Here is a 14,503-nt window from a genome sequence, read left to right as displayed (position 1 = left end):
ACTGGCAATTCGCGATGCGCCAGATACCGTCGGCCGCGTTGGCGCGGGATCGATGGGGCGCGTTCCAAGGCGCTCGCACTGCGGCGAAGCCTTGAAGGTTCGTGCCGTTTTTGGGTAGTCTTCTGCCTCCCGGGAGGGTGACCCATTTGGCTGCTGACGACGTACCATTGCTTCGATCGATACAACTTGGCGCAGCCCTGTCGGCTTGCGCCTTGGGTCTGGCTTCCTGGAGCATCGAGACCGATCACTCCACGGAGCACACGCATGGCCTGTTCGAAATCCGCGAGGAGGCCAGGCGCTTCATTTCGCACGAGAACGCCAGGGGGGATCAGCAATGGGAAGTGCTGGAGCCCAATCTGAAGACGCTGGTTCCCCGATGTGCGGTCCCACTGGAAACACAGTGGACGCCGAAGAGTCTTGGCCGCTCGAAACCGAGCGTCATGGTGATATGCACGGTCGCCGTGCCGAACTCTGTGATGAAACGCTGGGACGTACACGTCCCCGTGAAGCAGGAACCAAATCCGACGAAAGCCGCCACAGATCCCGCCTCCCCCTGAAAGAGCAGGCGTCCGAACGTGATTTGATATATCCGGATGAGATCACTGCGATTGCAACAGAGGCGACCAGACGTGAATGCATCGGTGGAATTGCGCTCCTACCCCGGACTCGACGATCGCATCGTGATCGTCCGGGTCGGCGACGAAGTGGATGCCGTGTTCGTCCGGACCGAGAGATTCAACGTCCTGATCGATACGCTCGGCACGCCCGAGCTGTGCCGGATGGCGCTGGATCTGCTCGAGGAAAGGGCCGAGGCTCGTCCGCTGGTCGTCGTCAATTCGCATATGGATTGGGATCATTTCTGGGGAAATGCCGCCATTGCCGGGCGCGCGCCGATTATCGCGCATGCCGCCGCGCTCGACCGTTTGCGCGACCCTTCCACACGAGAAGTCCTCAGCGACAAGGCGAGCCAGGAATCGCGATTTCGGAACGTCGACCTCATCGGTCCCGCTATTACCTTCTCAGGCTCGATGACCCTCAACGGCGGCGATCTGACGCTGGAGCTCATTCATACGCCAGGACATACGCCCGACCATATCGTCATATGGATTCCCGAACTTCGCACCTGCCTGGCCGTCGACGCGGTGGAATACCCCATTCCCGAAGTCTGGAGCAGAACTGCTGGCGACCTTCGCCTGATCCGTTCCTCGCTCGAGCGCATACGCGACCTCAAAGCCAGACTGGTCATCCCTGCGCACGGCCACACGTACTCTCCTTCGGCAGTCGATGAGAACCTGGCCTATTTCCAGGCCCTGGCCGATCGTGTCGGCAGTTTGAGCGAAAGCCGGCTGGCGGATCAGCAACTCGGCAGCTCAAGCGGCCTGCGGCTGGAAGACTTCGTCCCCATCCCCGACGGAATGCCTTCCGACACGGTGACGTTCTACCGGAGCTGTCATGAGACAAACCTCGGCGCGACGGTCCAGGCCCATATCGAAAGACTGAAATCCGCGTAAAATATCTTTGGAGATCGCGAAGTGAAGCCATTGGAGGGCGGGCGAACCGCGCAGATCTGGCGTGACGGCGATACCGTCATCCGACCATCGGGCGCATGGACGCCGACGGTGCATCGGTTTTTACGCCATCTGAGGAGCAGAGGCTTTGCGGGAGCACCTGATCCCATTGAGATAACCGGCGAAAATCAGGAAGTCGTCAGCTATGTCGCCGGGCGTGTCTGCGAAGACTTGAACGATCCGTTTGTCGGATCGGAGCGCATGCTGGTTTCCGCAGCCCGGCTCCTGCGCGATTTTCATTCGGCATCTCAAGGGTTTCTGCAGAGGGATCGCGAGGTCCAGACATGGATGCTGCCGCCGCAAGAGCGGTGCGAGATCATATGCCACGGAGATTATGCGCCCTATAATGTCGCCACGGCAGAGCATGAGGCTGTCGGGATCATCGATTTCGACGCCGCCCATCCCGCGCCGCGCCTATGGGACCTGGCCTATTCGGTTTATCGCTGGGCGCCGCTCTCCGATCCCGCCAATCCGCATGTGCCATTCGACCTCGACGAACAACTGCGGCGGGCGGACATCTTCTGCATGGCCTATGGGGCGACGGCGGAGGAACGGCTCCAGCTCCCCGAAACGATCTGCCGGCGCCTTCAGGCGCTCGTCGATTTCATGCTGGCGAGCGCCTCAACCGGAGATGAGACATTCGTCGAGGACGTGAATGCAGGAGACGCCCGGCTTTATCTCAGCGATATCGACTATATCGGAAACCATCGGGATCGACTGCTGAAGGCGCTGTGCTGACGCGCCTCGCCAATGCAGACGTCCCGTCTGCCGCGTGTCCGCAGCGCCCACATATCTAGAGCCATTTCCTCCGACGGAAGAAAGTGAAGAGGAACAGACACAAGAAGGCGATGACGGCTAGCACGACGAAATAGCCATACTGGAATTTCAGTTCCGGCATATCGCTGAAATTCATCCCGTAGATGCCGGCGATTGCGGTGGGGACGGCGAGAATCGCCGCCCAGGCGGCGAGCTGGCGGGCAATCGCCGTCTGCTCCGTCTGGCCAATCATCACGCTGGCCTCGAAGGCGAAAGCGAGGACCTCGCGCAGCGCGTCGATATCCTCCTGGACCCGGCGCACGTGATCCGTTACATCGCGAAACAGCGACTGGAGCGTCGGATCCATGCCGGGAAGATCGATATGCTCGTAGCGCCGACAGACGTCTACCAGCGGGACCACGGCGTTGCGCAGCCGCAGCAGCTTACGCCGCAACAGGTAAAGCCGCTCGATGTCGGATTTTGCCAGCTGTTCGCGTAGCACCAGATCCTCGAGCTTCTCAACCTCCTCCTGCACGACCTCGATCACCGGCATGTAATTGTCGACGATGAAATCGAGGATGGAATAGAGAATGTAATTTTCGCCGTGGGCAAGCGCCGTGGGCGTGGCCTCGCATCGCTGCCGCACCGCAAGGTACGAGGACGAGTCTCCGTGGCGAACGGAGACGACATAGCCGCGACCGACGAACAGATGCGTTTCGCCGAAGACGATTTCGTCATCCTTCATATGCGCAGTCCGGGCGACGATGAACATCGCGTCCCCATAGATCTCCAGTTTCGGGCGCTGGTGGGGCTGTGCTGCGTCCTCGATCGCCAGCGGATGGAGATTGAACTCGGCCTGAACCTGGTGCAGCAGCACTTCATCCGGCTCGTGCAGGCCGATCCAGACGATGGCATTCTCCCGGCCTCGCCATTCGCCGGCCTCTTCGATCCTGATGTCCCGAATGCGTTGCCCATGCTGGTAAACGGCGGCAGCCACGACACCGGGCCGTTCAAACGGCGGCGATGCCGAACCGCTCCCTCCCCGCTTGGGAATACTGTCCAGATCCTTCAGCTGTTCCAATCCTGCCACCCTCCCATCCCTACGCATCACATATCCGCGGCCAACTCGTCCGCCGGCCGGGCGCGCAGCCGATCATAATGCTATTTGGCAAAACATGCATCATCTGCCTCGGTGGGGGCCTGACTTGGCGCTTTTCGTGACCGGACCCGGGCCGCGTCATGTGTCCGTGGATATATCGTCCCAGTCCTGATCCATGTAACCGGTCAGCCAGTTGAGGGCGTAATGCCGTTCGTAAACCACGCCCTTATCCAATCCGGCGGGTGGCTCTTCGCCCTTCAGCCGCGCGTTCACGGCGGCCCAATCGTAGCGGTAGACAAGGTCGGCGGCGTCGAGCAGCTCTTTCTGCGGGCGCAGCCTGGCACGCCGCATGAGCCCTTCCGTCCCCAGTTCGCGAAGCGTGTTCGCAATGAATGGCACATCGCAAATATGGTCGGGTCGCTCGAGGTCCGGCGAGATTCCGAGCGCCCACAGCATGACGTGGACACCCTCGTACCGCCAGGCGAAATTCGTCCGCTCCTGATCCGAAGGATCCGGATCGTCCATGAACGCCCGTTCCTTCGGGGTGAAAAAACTTGCGGCGTTAAACTGGCGGATGAGAGCCTGACCCATTGCGTGGTCGCCGGTCTCGCCTTTGACGGCAACGATTGCAAGGGCGATCGTGCGCTGAACGACAGCCTTGGTATTGCGGCGGGTGCTCTCGTTTTCGGGCTCGATGGTCGGCAGATGATCGATGGTCGGAACGCCTTCCGATCGAAGCTGGGCGATAGACCGGGCTTTGCGCGCTCCCGCCTCGTCAGCGGGCTGCGAAACGGCTGCCTGCACCGGCAGGATCAGTGCGAGAAAGGCGGAAAAAATGCGCTTCATCATTATCTGGCTCCCAGCATCGCCGACGACGCATGGATAGCCATTTTCCAGTCTGAGCGGGATCCCGAGACCGAAGGCAGCGGCGATATTCCGGAAAACTGGTAAACGGCTTTTTTACATCCCGGAACAAATCGTTAAATTTTTTTCGATACAAAAGTTGTCAGCCAAGCCGGTATGAGGCCGGACCTTCGATGGGGACTTTCAATGCGTCGTCCAAACATAAAATCGAGTTTGCTGTTGATTTTCAGCGGCATAGCTCTTCTTTTCGGCCTTGTCGCCTATCTCGCGGTCGACGGCCTTCGAAAGACGAACGGCTCCACCGAAGAAATTGCTGCCCATTGGCTGCCGAGCGTGCAGGCTTCGCAGGCGATCAATCTCGCCATGACGAATTTGCGTCTCGCCTATCGTGATCACATCATCGCGCAATCGGATGCGGAAAAGAAAACCCGCGAAGAGGCCATCAAAGTCGCCGAGGATACCGTCGGCAAATCGGTGGACGCCTATCTTTCGCTGGCTTCATCCGAGCACGAGCGCGACCTGATCAAGACGATCAAAGAGAGCGTTGGAGGCTACATCGCCAGCAGCTCGCAGTTGCTCGCCCTTTCCCGCGCCAACAAGACCGAAGAAGCCGGGCAATATCTGGGCGGGGAGATGCGCTCCTATTCGGAGAAGCTCAAGGAAGCCACGACGACCCTGGTCGAATTGGACGTCAGCGGCAGCAACAAGGCTGCCGAACTCAGCAAGGAAACCTTCGACTCCATAGAATTCTACCTGCTTGCCACAATCGGCGTTGCAGGACTGCTCGTTCTCGGCGCCATCGCGTTCGTGCTGACAGGCATCGCCAACCCGATTACCGGCATCACCGACGCGATGCGGCGGCTGGCCGAGGGAGACACCGCTTCGAAGATTCCGTTTGCCGACCGCGCCGACGAAATCGGATCGATGGCGGGCGCGGTGGAGATCTTCCGCCAGGCCGCGATCACGAACAAGCGCATGGAAACGGAAGCCGAGGAAAGCCGCAACAGGGCGGAAGGCGATCGCATTGCCGCTCAGCAGCAGGCGGAAGCCGACGCCTCGGAGCGGCTGCGCATCGCCACCTCGGGTCTCGCCGCCGGTTTGAAGCGACTGGCCGCAGGCGACCTCGCCTTCCAGCTCAACGAGGCCTTCGCCCCCGACTTCGAGGCGCTGCGCCATGACTTCAACCAGTCCGTCAACCAGCTTGGCGCGACGCTGAGAGCAATTTCCGAAAGCATCGGCACGATCGACGAGGGCACGCGGGAAATCTCCTCAGGGGCGAGCGATCTTTCGAAGCGTACGGAACAGCAGGCGGCCTCGCTCGAAGAGACGGCGGCAGCGCTGGAAGAGATCACGGCAAACGTCTCGAACTCCAGCAAGCGAACCGAGGAGACGCGTACGGTCGCCACGGAGGCAAATCGCAGTGCCGGGGTCTCCGCGGAAGTGGTCTCCCACGCCGAAGAGGCGATGGAGCGGATCGAGACCTCGTCGCAGCAGATTTCCAACATCATCAGCGTCATCGACGAGATCGCCTTCCAGACCAACCTTCTGGCGCTCAATGCCGGCGTCGAAGCGGCAAGAGCCGGCGAGGCCGGCAAGGGCTTTGCCGTCGTGGCCCAGGAAGTGCGCGAACTCGCCCAGCGCTCGGCAAGCGCTGCCAAGGAAATCAAGGGCCTGATCCAGAACTCCTCGAAGGAAGTGGAAAGCGGCGTCAAGCTGGTGCGCGATACCGGCCAGGCCCTGAAGACCATTGGCGGCTTCATCACCCAGATCAATCACCATATGGATTCGATCGCCACCTCTGCGAAGGAACAGTCCATCGGGCTGAGCGAAGTCAATGTTGCGGTCAACCGGATGGACCAGACGACGCAACAGAATGCGACCATGGTGCAACAGTCGACGGCGGCATCCGATTCGCTGGCGCAGCAAGCCCAGAAGCTTCGCGAACTCATCGCCCAGTTCAGGCTCGACGATGGGGCCTCCAGCCAGTCCGCAGCCCTTCGCTCGACGGCCAGAACGATGGCGCAGCCCTCTGCCCGTCCAACCATGCATGCGGTCGCCGCACGCCGCTAAAACACATGGCGGCAGGAAATCGGATATGAAAGGCGCCCGGCAATTGCCGGGCGCCTTTTCATTCGGTCATGACGCGAAGGCGGGATTGCGGCGCGCCCCCATTCTCAACACGAAATAGATCGCCCCGCCGATGGCGACGCCGAAGAACCAGCCGTAGGTGCCCCACCAGTCCGGCAGGATGGACGTGAAGGTCGGCAGGATCGAGGAGAACAGCGCTCCCACGGCAAATGCGATGAAGGCGCTGCCGTGCCATCCGCTCTGGAACCGGAACTCGCCATTCTCATGGTAGAGCGCCTCAACATTCAGCTGGCTTTTCCGGATAAGGTAATAGTCCACCATCATGATGCCGAAGATCGGCCCCATCGTCGATCCGATGAAATTGACGAAATGCGCCGCACCCGTCTCCCAGGGAGCAAACGGGTAAAGCACGAGAGCGATCAGGGCGGCGATATATCCCCCGCGTTTGAAGTTGATCTGCCGCGGGAAGACATTGGCGAAGTCGAAGGCCGGCGACACGAAGTTCGCGACGACGTTGATGCCGAGCGTTGCGATCGCAAATGTCAGCGCCGCAAGCAGCGCCAGGAACCAGCTCTCGAATTTCGCCGATATCATTTCGGGATGTAGCAAGACCTCGCCATAGACCGTGAAGGCGGCCGTGGTCGTAACACCCGCGACGAGGCAGAACGCCAGGAGATTGATCGGCAGCCCCCAGAGGTTGCCTTTCCGCAGCGCCTTTTCGCTCGTGGCATAGCGCGAGAAATCGCAGAAGTTCAGGTAGAGCGCCGCGAAATAGGTGATCCAGGTGGCCGCCACGGCGGCAAGCGCCGCGATCGAGCCGGGTTCACCCGGCACGCCGGCATCCTTGGTCTTCTCGATCAGCACTTCGCGCGGGATTTCGGAACCGAAAGAGAAGGTGCCGGATTTGACGACCAGATAGACTGCGAGGATCAGCATCATGATCCAGACGGCGGGACCGGCCCAATCCTGGAATTTGCGAACCGTTTCCATCCCCCGCTGGATGATCAGCAATTGCAAACCCCAGACGATGACGTAGCAGATGACTTCGAGGGTCGAGTGGCCGAGCAGGTGGCTGTTCTGATGGAAGGCGAGCAGGCTTTCGTTGCGGATCAGCAAGGCGACGATAGCGCCGGACGCGGCCGCGGTTTGCGCCCCATACCAGAAGCAGGCGACCACCGCGCGGACCAGTGCCGGAACATTCGCCCCGAATGTGCCGAAGGAGGCGCGCGCGAGAACCGGAAAGGGTACGCCGGTACGCACGCCGGCATTGCCGACCAGGCTCATCAGAAAGAAGATGACGAGGGATCCGATGCCGATGGCGATGACGAAATTGACGAAGCTGCCGCACAGCAGGAACAGGCTCGCCGCCAGATAATAGCCCCACAGGCTGTGGACATCAGATGTCCAGACATTGAAGATGCTGAATGCACCCCATTTGCGCTCCTCGGCGGGTGCAAGATCCTCGTTATACAACGAGGGAGACGGATTTCGTACGCTCATGAATGCCCTCCCATATCCTCGAGGTCAATTTGACCACAGGCGGAAGTCTGCTCTTCATTTGGGCATCTGACAATTTGATAGTCACATTGTACACATCTCTTGGCGATGCCTGAGGATTAGCCATCGCCGCCGGCTCTTACTTCAGTCCATTCATTGCGCGCCGACGACACGTCCTGCCAGGCGAAACGGACTTGCCACCGCGGCGCCGGCGGCATCGAAGACATAGGCACCAACATCACCGGCGGTCGAACGCCGCCCGCTTTCGAAGGAGGCGAGCTGCGCGCCGAACTTGGCGAGCGATGCATAGCGGTCATGCCCCAGCCCGTCGGAGGCCTGGATCGAAGTGATGTCGATGACCCGAAGCCTTTCCTTCAAGGCAGCCTCCTCGATGACGGGATCGTCGATATCGAGGCGCCCGACGCGCGGCCGCTCCCCCGCGATGAAACTCGAAGCCACGAGCGCCCGGTCATCCTTCGAGACGAGAAGGGATATCGGGAGCGGCATGCGCCCGATATCCTTCAGCTGGGATCGGAAGACATCGACGTCGATGTCAGGGGCGGCCAGGATTACCGCCAGCTTGGCGATGACGTCATCGCGATGTTCCAGGTTGAGCTGACGCACCGTTTCCATGACCAGGAACCCGCCCATGCTGTGGCCGAAAAGAATGATGCGTTTCACCTTCCCGGAAGCCGAAAGCGATCTGACGAGGGCGTCGAGGTCGCTGCGCGAGGAGAGCGCCGCATCCCGGTCGGCGACATAGCCGGCAACGGCCGCAGCCGAGGGCCAGGAAAACAGGATCGGTGCACCCGGAATGTTGGCGTCCGCGGCGATCTGGGCGGTGCGATAGAGCGCCTCCTGGTAGCTGTAGTTGTAGCCATGCACGAAGATGCCGACGGTGCCGTCGGGTTGCACGGAGGCGAGCGCCTGATGCACGAAGGCGTCCTTCGGCAGCTGCTTGCGCTCGACGACCGCAAATTGGCGTTCGGGATCCGGTTTTGCGCTGGGGTAAGTGATGGCGGTATTCTTCCTGCCGGAAGGGACCGAAAATGCGTACTGCTCGTAGGTGAGATTGTCAGCCCATGCACTGCCGAAGCCGCCCCGCACACTGTCGGGAGTTCTGTTGGTCGCGGCAAGAACGCTCACGCGATCCGGTGCGACGTCATCCGCATGAGAGGCTTCATCGCGATGACCCGCCAGATGGACCGGGTTCAAGACCTCTGGCGAGGGCCTCGTGGCGCAACCGGCGAGCACTGCCAGACCGATCGTGGCCAGCATCGCCGGCGCGCCCTTCGGAAGCCATTTCAAACGCAGTTCCGTCATCGAGCCGTCCCCTCGGAGACCAGGAGATGCAGCGGCCGCCCTGGCGGCCGCATGCGATATTCGGGGACACGCGTGCTCATGCTTCTGCAACGGCGTCGGCCTGGACGTCTTCATCGCGCGGGATCCGGAACCAGGCGACATAGAGCGCAGGCAGGAACAGCAGGGTGAGCGCGGTGCCGACGACGATGCCGCCCATCATGGCGTAGGCCATCGGCCCCCAGAAGATTTCGCGCGAGATCGGGATCAGCGCGAGGGTGGCGGCGGCGGCCGTCAGCATGATCGGCCGCATGCGGTGTTCGGTGGCTTCGATGACCGCCTTCCATGGCGCCATTCCTTCGCTGCGCAGATGCTCGATCTGGACGACCAGGATAACCGAGTTGCGGATCAGGATGCCGATCAGCGCCAGCACGCCGAGGATCGCGACGAAGCCCATGGGGGCGTTGCTTAGCAAGAGTGCTGCGACCACGCCGATCAGGGCCGTCGGCGCGACGGCGAACACCAGGAAAAGGCGGCTGAAGCTCTGCAGCTGGATCATCAGGATCGTCGCCATCGTAAAGAGCATCAGCGGAGCGACCGCAGCGATCGGCCCTTGGGCTTCCGCGCTGGATTCGACCGCGCCACCCACTTCCACCTTGTATCCCACCGGGAGGTTCTTCTGGAACTCCTCGACCTTCGGCTTCAGCTGGTCGACGATGGTGGCCGGCTGTGTCGAACCGATGACGGCAGCCTTGAGCGTGATGGTGGGTTGCCGGTCACGACGCCAGATCGTCGGCTGCTCGAGTTCGTAGCGGAAGTTCGCCACGGCCGAAAGAGGCACGACCTTGCCGTTGGAGGTGGAAAGCTGCAGGTTCTGCAGCGTCTGGATGGAGTCCCGTTCGGATGCCCTGGCTCGCCCGATGACGTTGACCAGATAGATATCGTCGCGGACCTGCGTTGCCGTCGAGCCTTCGACGATGCCGTTGAGGGCGGTGGCAATATCCTCCGAGGAAACGCCGAGCTGGCGCGCCTTGTCCTGCAGCACGTCGACCTTCACCACGCGGGACGGCTCGTTCCAGTCCAGGACCATGTTCGACAGCAGCGGATGCGAGCCGACGACGCCGGCAAATTGCTGCGAGATGTCGCGAACCTTTTGAATATCGGGGCCGCTGATCCGGTACTGAACCGGCTTGCCCACCGGCGGGCCGATGTCGAGAAGCTTCACGAAGGCGTCGGTGCCGGGGAAGGTTTTTGTCAGATAGTCCTGCAGCTCCGCCCGCACCTTGTCGCGCACGTCGAGCCCCTTCGTGACGATGATCGTCTGTCCGAAGGTGACATCGGGTGTCTGCACGTCGAAAGACAGGATGAAGCGGGGCGCACCCTGGCCGACATAGGTCGTCCAGTGATCGATATCCTTATTGTCGGCCAGCATCTCCTTTTCGAACTTGGCCATCTGCCTGTTGGTCTCGGCGATCGAGCTGTTGTGGGGAAGATTCCAGTCGATCACGAGCTCGGTTCTGTCCGAGTTCGGGAAGAACTGCTGCTGCACCAGCCCCATGCCGCCGACCGAAAGGCCGAAGACGCCGACCGTGAGGATGATGGTGACCCAACGCCAGCGCATCGCCAGCCCCAGAAGCCAGGAGAAGATCGAGGCGAAGCGCCCCTTCTTCTCATGATGCGACTTCATGGTCTTCGGCAGGATCGTGACGCCGAGAAGCGGAGTAAACAACACCGCCACCACCCAGGAAACGATCAGCGACACCGCGATGACCACGAACAGCGTGAAGGTGAATTCGCCGGCGGCGCTGCTGTTGAGACCAACCGGAATGAAGCCCGCGACGGTGACGAGCGTTCCCGTCAGCATCGGAAAGGCGGTCGACGTGTAGACGTAGGTGGCGGCTTTCCTGAGATCGTCGCCCGCCTCCAGGCGGGCAACCATCATCTCGACGGCGATCATCGCGTCGTCAACGAGCAGTCCGAGCGCGATGATGAGCGCGCCGAGCGAGATACGCTGAAGCGAAATGCCGGAATATTCCATCACCACGAAGGTGATGGCGAGCACGAGAGGTATGGAGATCGCCACCACCATGCCGGCGCGAAGACCGAGACTGATGAAGCTGATGACGAGCACGATGACGATTGCTTCGAAGAGTGCGCGGGTAAAGCCGGACACCGCTTCGTCGACGACGGCAGGCTGGTCGGAAACGCGGTGGACGTCCACGCCGATCGGAAGATCGGCGACGACGCGCTTCATCTGTGCGTCCAGCGCCTCGCCGAATTCCAGGAGATTGGCGCCCTGCTTCATGCCGATGGCAAGCCCGATGGCGGGCTGGCCCTTGAACCGGAACAGCGACGAGGGCGGATCGACGTAGCCGCGTTTGATCGTGGCGACATCGGTCAACGGGAAGAAGCGGTCGTTGATCCTGAGGTTGATCGTCCGGAGGCTTTCCTCGGAAGTGAACTGTCCGCTCACCCGCAGGGCGATGCGCTCCGGCCCGGCATCGACGAAGCCGGACTGGGTGACGGCATTCTGCGCCTGCAGGGTCTGGATGACTGACTGCTGGTCGATGCCGAGCGCTGCGATCTGGCGCGTGGAGAATTCCAGATAGATCGCCTCGTCTTGAGCGCCGATCACATCGACCTTGCCGACGTTGGGCACGGTCAAAACCTCGGAGCGGGCATTTTCGACGAGATCGCGAAGCTGCCGCTGGGTCAGTCCGTCGCTCGTGAAGGCATAGATGTTGCCGAACACGTCGCCGAAGCGATCGTTGAAGAAGGGACCGACGACCCCGCTCGGGAAATCGCCCTTGATGTCGGCGATCATGTTGCGGATGCGCAGCCAGGTCGGTGCGACATCCCTGGCCTTGGTCGTCGGCAGCAGTTCGACGAAGACGGTCGTCTGGCCGGCAACGGTCTCGCTCTTGGTGTAGTCGAGCGATTCCAGTTCCTGGAGCTTTTTCTCGATCCTGTCGGTCACCTGCCGCGTCACCTCTTCGGCGGACGCGCCGGGCCACTGGGCGGTGATCACCATCGTCTTGATCGTGAAGTTCGGGTCTTCCTCGCGGCCGAGGTTCAGATAAGAGAAGGTGCCTGCGAGAATGAAGACGATCATGAAGTACCAGACGAGCGAACGGTGTTCGAGCGCCCAGTCGGAAAGGTTGAAGGACTTCACTGGCTGATCTCCTGGTCGATCCTGATGGTCTGGCCATCTTCAAGTTTATGCACGCCTGCCACGACCACCCGTTCTCCAGCGGCGATCCCTTCGGTGACGCGGACGGTACCGCCGTCTTCGACGTCGCCGTCGATCGTCACGCGGCGCAGCGATACCTTTTTGGCCGGCGCGTCGACGATCCAGACGCTCGGGCCGTCGCTGCCGACAAGGATGGCAGAGGAAGGCAGAACGATCTGCGGATCGGCGGCAATGGTTGCCGAGGCCGAGATGACGGAGCCGAGCCTGAAAGTTTCAGGCGGATCGCTGAGCGCGATCTTGGTTCTGCTCGTGCGGGTGGCGGTCTCCGCCTCCGGCGCGATCTCGCGCACCACCCCGGATGTGCGGATGGTCGGATCGAGCTGCAGCGTCACTTCGAAAGGCGCGCCGATTTTCAGTTTCTGGGCGGCTGCCTGTGGCACATCGACCACGGCGTCGCGCCTGTCCGGCCGGGCGATGGTCACGACCGTCTGGCCGGCCGAGACGACCTGTCCGACCTCGGCCGAGGTCGCCGTCACCACGCCATCGAATTCCGCCTGAAGCTGCGCGTAGCCGAGCTGCTCCTTGGCCTTGTCGAGGTTGGCCTGCGCCTTGGCCACGGCGGCCGCGGCCGTCCGTCTCGCCTGCTCGGCCTCTTCGAGCGAGGCTTCCGTGCCGGAACGCGACTCCACCAGCGCCCGCTGGCGCTGCTCCGTGGTCACCGCGTTTCTGAGCTGGGCGTCGCTGTTCTCCACGTCCGACTGTGCGTTACGCACGGCAAGCTCCAGCGCCAGCGGATCGATGGCGGCGACGACGTCGCCCCGCTTGACGATATCCCCGACATTGACATTGCGGGCGATCATCCGCCCGAGAATCCGGAAGCCGAGTTCGGTCTCGATCGTCGGTTCGATCGTGCCGGTCAGGCTGAGGCTCGAAACGGACGTCTGTTTGACTGTCATCGACAGCACGGGACGGGGCGCATCCTCCTTGCTTTCCTCCTGCTTCGTGCAGGAGGAAATCAGGGCCGTACCCATCATCAGGGCGACTATCTTGGGACGAATACTCACTTGGAAGCTTCCTTGACATAAGACACGATTTCAGCCGGCCTGAGGAACTTGGTCCCGTCGGTCACCACGACGTCACCCGCCGACACGCCTGATTTGACGATGAAGCTGCCGGTCTCGTAGCCGGCGACATCCACAGCCCTTGCCGAAACCGCGGAGGATGCGGGATCGACGATCCAGACGGCCGGCTTGCCGTCCTTGGACGTCATGGCGGACCAGGGAAGCTGGATGACGTCCTGCGAGACGTAATTGAATCTCCCGACGACGGGAGCGCCGAGGGGAATGGGCGCGTCGCTCGATATCGCAACCTTGACCTTGATGGTTCCGGTGGAGGAATCGATGGTCGGCGAAATCTCGCGCACCTTCGCCGCGATCTTCTGTGAAGGGTCCGACAGAAGGGTCACAGTTCCGTCGCCGTCGATCGGGCGTAGGAACGCGCTTTCGACCACCTCGAAGACGGCATCCCGGTCGCCGTCATGGGCAAGGGTGAAGACGACCTGCGCGGCCTGCGCCACCTGCCCGACCTCGGCATTGCGGGCGGTGATCATCCCGTCGGCATCCGCCTTCAGCTCCGTGTAGGACAAAGTGTCCTGAGCCGTTTCCAACAGCGCCTGCGCCGACTTCGTCGATGCCTGCGCGGTCAGAAGCGCCTCCTGCGCCTGGTCGAGCGCCGCGCGCGTCGTCACCTGCGTTCGAAACAGGCTCTGCTGGCGGTCATAGGCGAGCTGTGCCTGGGTCTGCTGGGCTTCAGCCGACTGAAGATTGGCAGCCGCCACATCCAGTTCGGCCTTCTGCTCTTCCGGATCGATCCGCGCCAGCAGCTGCCCCGCCTTCACGGACTGTCCGACTTCCACCAGCCGTTCAATGATCTTGCCGCTGACGCGGAAGGACAGATCGGTCTGGACACGTGCGCGGACTTCTCCGGTGATCGCGCCGCCCTCAACCAGCGGCTCGGGTTTGGCGACGACGACGGTGACCTGCCGCGGGGTGGACTCAGTCGGCCCGCCCGCATCGCTGCATGATCCGAGACCGATGGCGCATACGATCGCTGTGGCGACCAGAATGGTTCTCATAGTTGACC

At 61.8% G+C, this 14,503-nt stretch carries 11 protein-coding genes; 4 read left to right on the top strand and 7 right to left on the bottom strand.

The window, feature by feature from the left end:
* The first annotated feature begins 167 nt into the window (after positions 1 to 167).
* The 3 genes from EEQ99_RS21580 to EEQ99_RS21570 all read left to right on the top strand — a co-directional run bounded on the left by EEQ99_RS21580 (position 168) and on the right by EEQ99_RS21570 (position 2,306).
* Complete coding sequence (locus EEQ99_RS21580; RefSeq protein ID WP_097543807.1) at positions 168 to 557, top strand: hypothetical protein; 390 nt, start codon at positions 168 to 170, stop codon at positions 555 to 557.
* A gap of 72 nt (positions 558 to 629) precedes the next feature.
* Positions 630 to 1,511 carry an MBL fold metallo-hydrolase gene (locus EEQ99_RS21575; protein WP_097543740.1) on the top strand — a complete coding sequence of 294 codons (882 nt, stop codon included), beginning with the start codon at positions 630 to 632 and terminating at the stop codon, positions 1,509 to 1,511.
* Positions 1,512 to 1,532: 21 nt separating this feature from the next.
* A complete protein-coding gene (locus EEQ99_RS21570; RefSeq protein WP_097543739.1) occupies positions 1,533 to 2,306 on the top strand; it encodes a phosphotransferase in 774 nt (257 codons plus the stop codon).
* Positions 2,307 to 2,361: 55 nt separating this feature from the next.
* Here the strand turns inward: EEQ99_RS21570 and EEQ99_RS21565 are convergent, their stop codons facing one another.
* Entirely contained in the window at positions 2,362 to 3,405 is a 1,044-nt protein-coding gene (locus EEQ99_RS21565) for a magnesium and cobalt transport protein CorA (RefSeq protein ID WP_047618872.1), read from the bottom strand.
* Positions 3,406 to 3,561: 156 nt separating this feature from the next.
* A complete protein-coding gene (locus EEQ99_RS21560; RefSeq protein WP_097543738.1) occupies positions 3,562 to 4,272 on the bottom strand; it encodes a DUF4272 domain-containing protein in 711 nt (236 codons plus the stop codon).
* A gap of 201 nt (positions 4,273 to 4,473) precedes the next feature.
* Here EEQ99_RS21560 and EEQ99_RS21555 point away from each other — a divergent pair, with 201 nt between their 5' ends.
* Positions 4,474 to 6,357: a HAMP domain-containing methyl-accepting chemotaxis protein gene (locus tag EEQ99_RS21555; RefSeq protein ID WP_097543737.1), complete on the top strand. Its 1,884-nt coding sequence runs from the start codon at positions 4,474 to 4,476 to the stop codon at positions 6,355 to 6,357.
* 66 nt (positions 6,358 to 6,423) lie between these two features.
* Here the strand turns inward: EEQ99_RS21555 and EEQ99_RS21550 are convergent, their stop codons facing one another.
* The 5 genes from EEQ99_RS21550 to EEQ99_RS21530 all read right to left on the bottom strand — a co-directional run bounded on the left by EEQ99_RS21550 (position 6,424) and on the right by EEQ99_RS21530 (position 14,495).
* Entirely contained in the window at positions 6,424 to 7,875 is a 1,452-nt protein-coding gene (locus EEQ99_RS21550; protein ID WP_029868242.1) for an NCS1 family nucleobase:cation symporter-1, read from the bottom strand.
* 150 nt (positions 7,876 to 8,025) lie between these two features.
* Positions 8,026 to 9,195: an alpha/beta hydrolase gene (locus EEQ99_RS21545; protein WP_127431078.1), complete on the bottom strand. Its 1,170-nt coding sequence runs from the start codon at positions 9,193 to 9,195 to the stop codon at positions 8,026 to 8,028.
* 76 nt (positions 9,196 to 9,271) lie between these two features.
* On the bottom strand, positions 9,272 to 12,343 hold the full coding sequence (locus EEQ99_RS21540; protein ID WP_047618865.1) for an efflux RND transporter permease subunit: 3,072 nt from the start codon (positions 12,341 to 12,343) through the stop codon (positions 9,272 to 9,274).
* Positions 12,340 to 13,425, bottom strand: coding sequence for an efflux RND transporter periplasmic adaptor subunit (locus EEQ99_RS21535; protein ID WP_029868245.1), 1,086 nt, complete (start codon positions 13,423 to 13,425; stop codon positions 12,340 to 12,342). The genes EEQ99_RS21540 and EEQ99_RS21535 overlap by 4 nt, the downstream gene beginning before the upstream one ends.
* A complete protein-coding gene (locus EEQ99_RS21530; RefSeq protein ID WP_047618862.1) occupies positions 13,422 to 14,495 on the bottom strand; it encodes an efflux RND transporter periplasmic adaptor subunit in 1,074 nt (357 codons plus the stop codon). The genes EEQ99_RS21535 and EEQ99_RS21530 overlap by 4 nt, the downstream gene beginning before the upstream one ends.
* Positions 14,496 to 14,503: the final 8 nt, after the last annotated feature.

The organism is Rhizobium anhuiense, assembly GCF_003985145.1.
GTDB lineage: Bacteria > Pseudomonadota > Alphaproteobacteria > Rhizobiales > Rhizobiaceae > Rhizobium > Rhizobium anhuiense.
The sequence above is the reverse complement of the archived record's forward strand: the minus strand, read 5'-3'. Positions and strand labels throughout refer to the sequence as shown.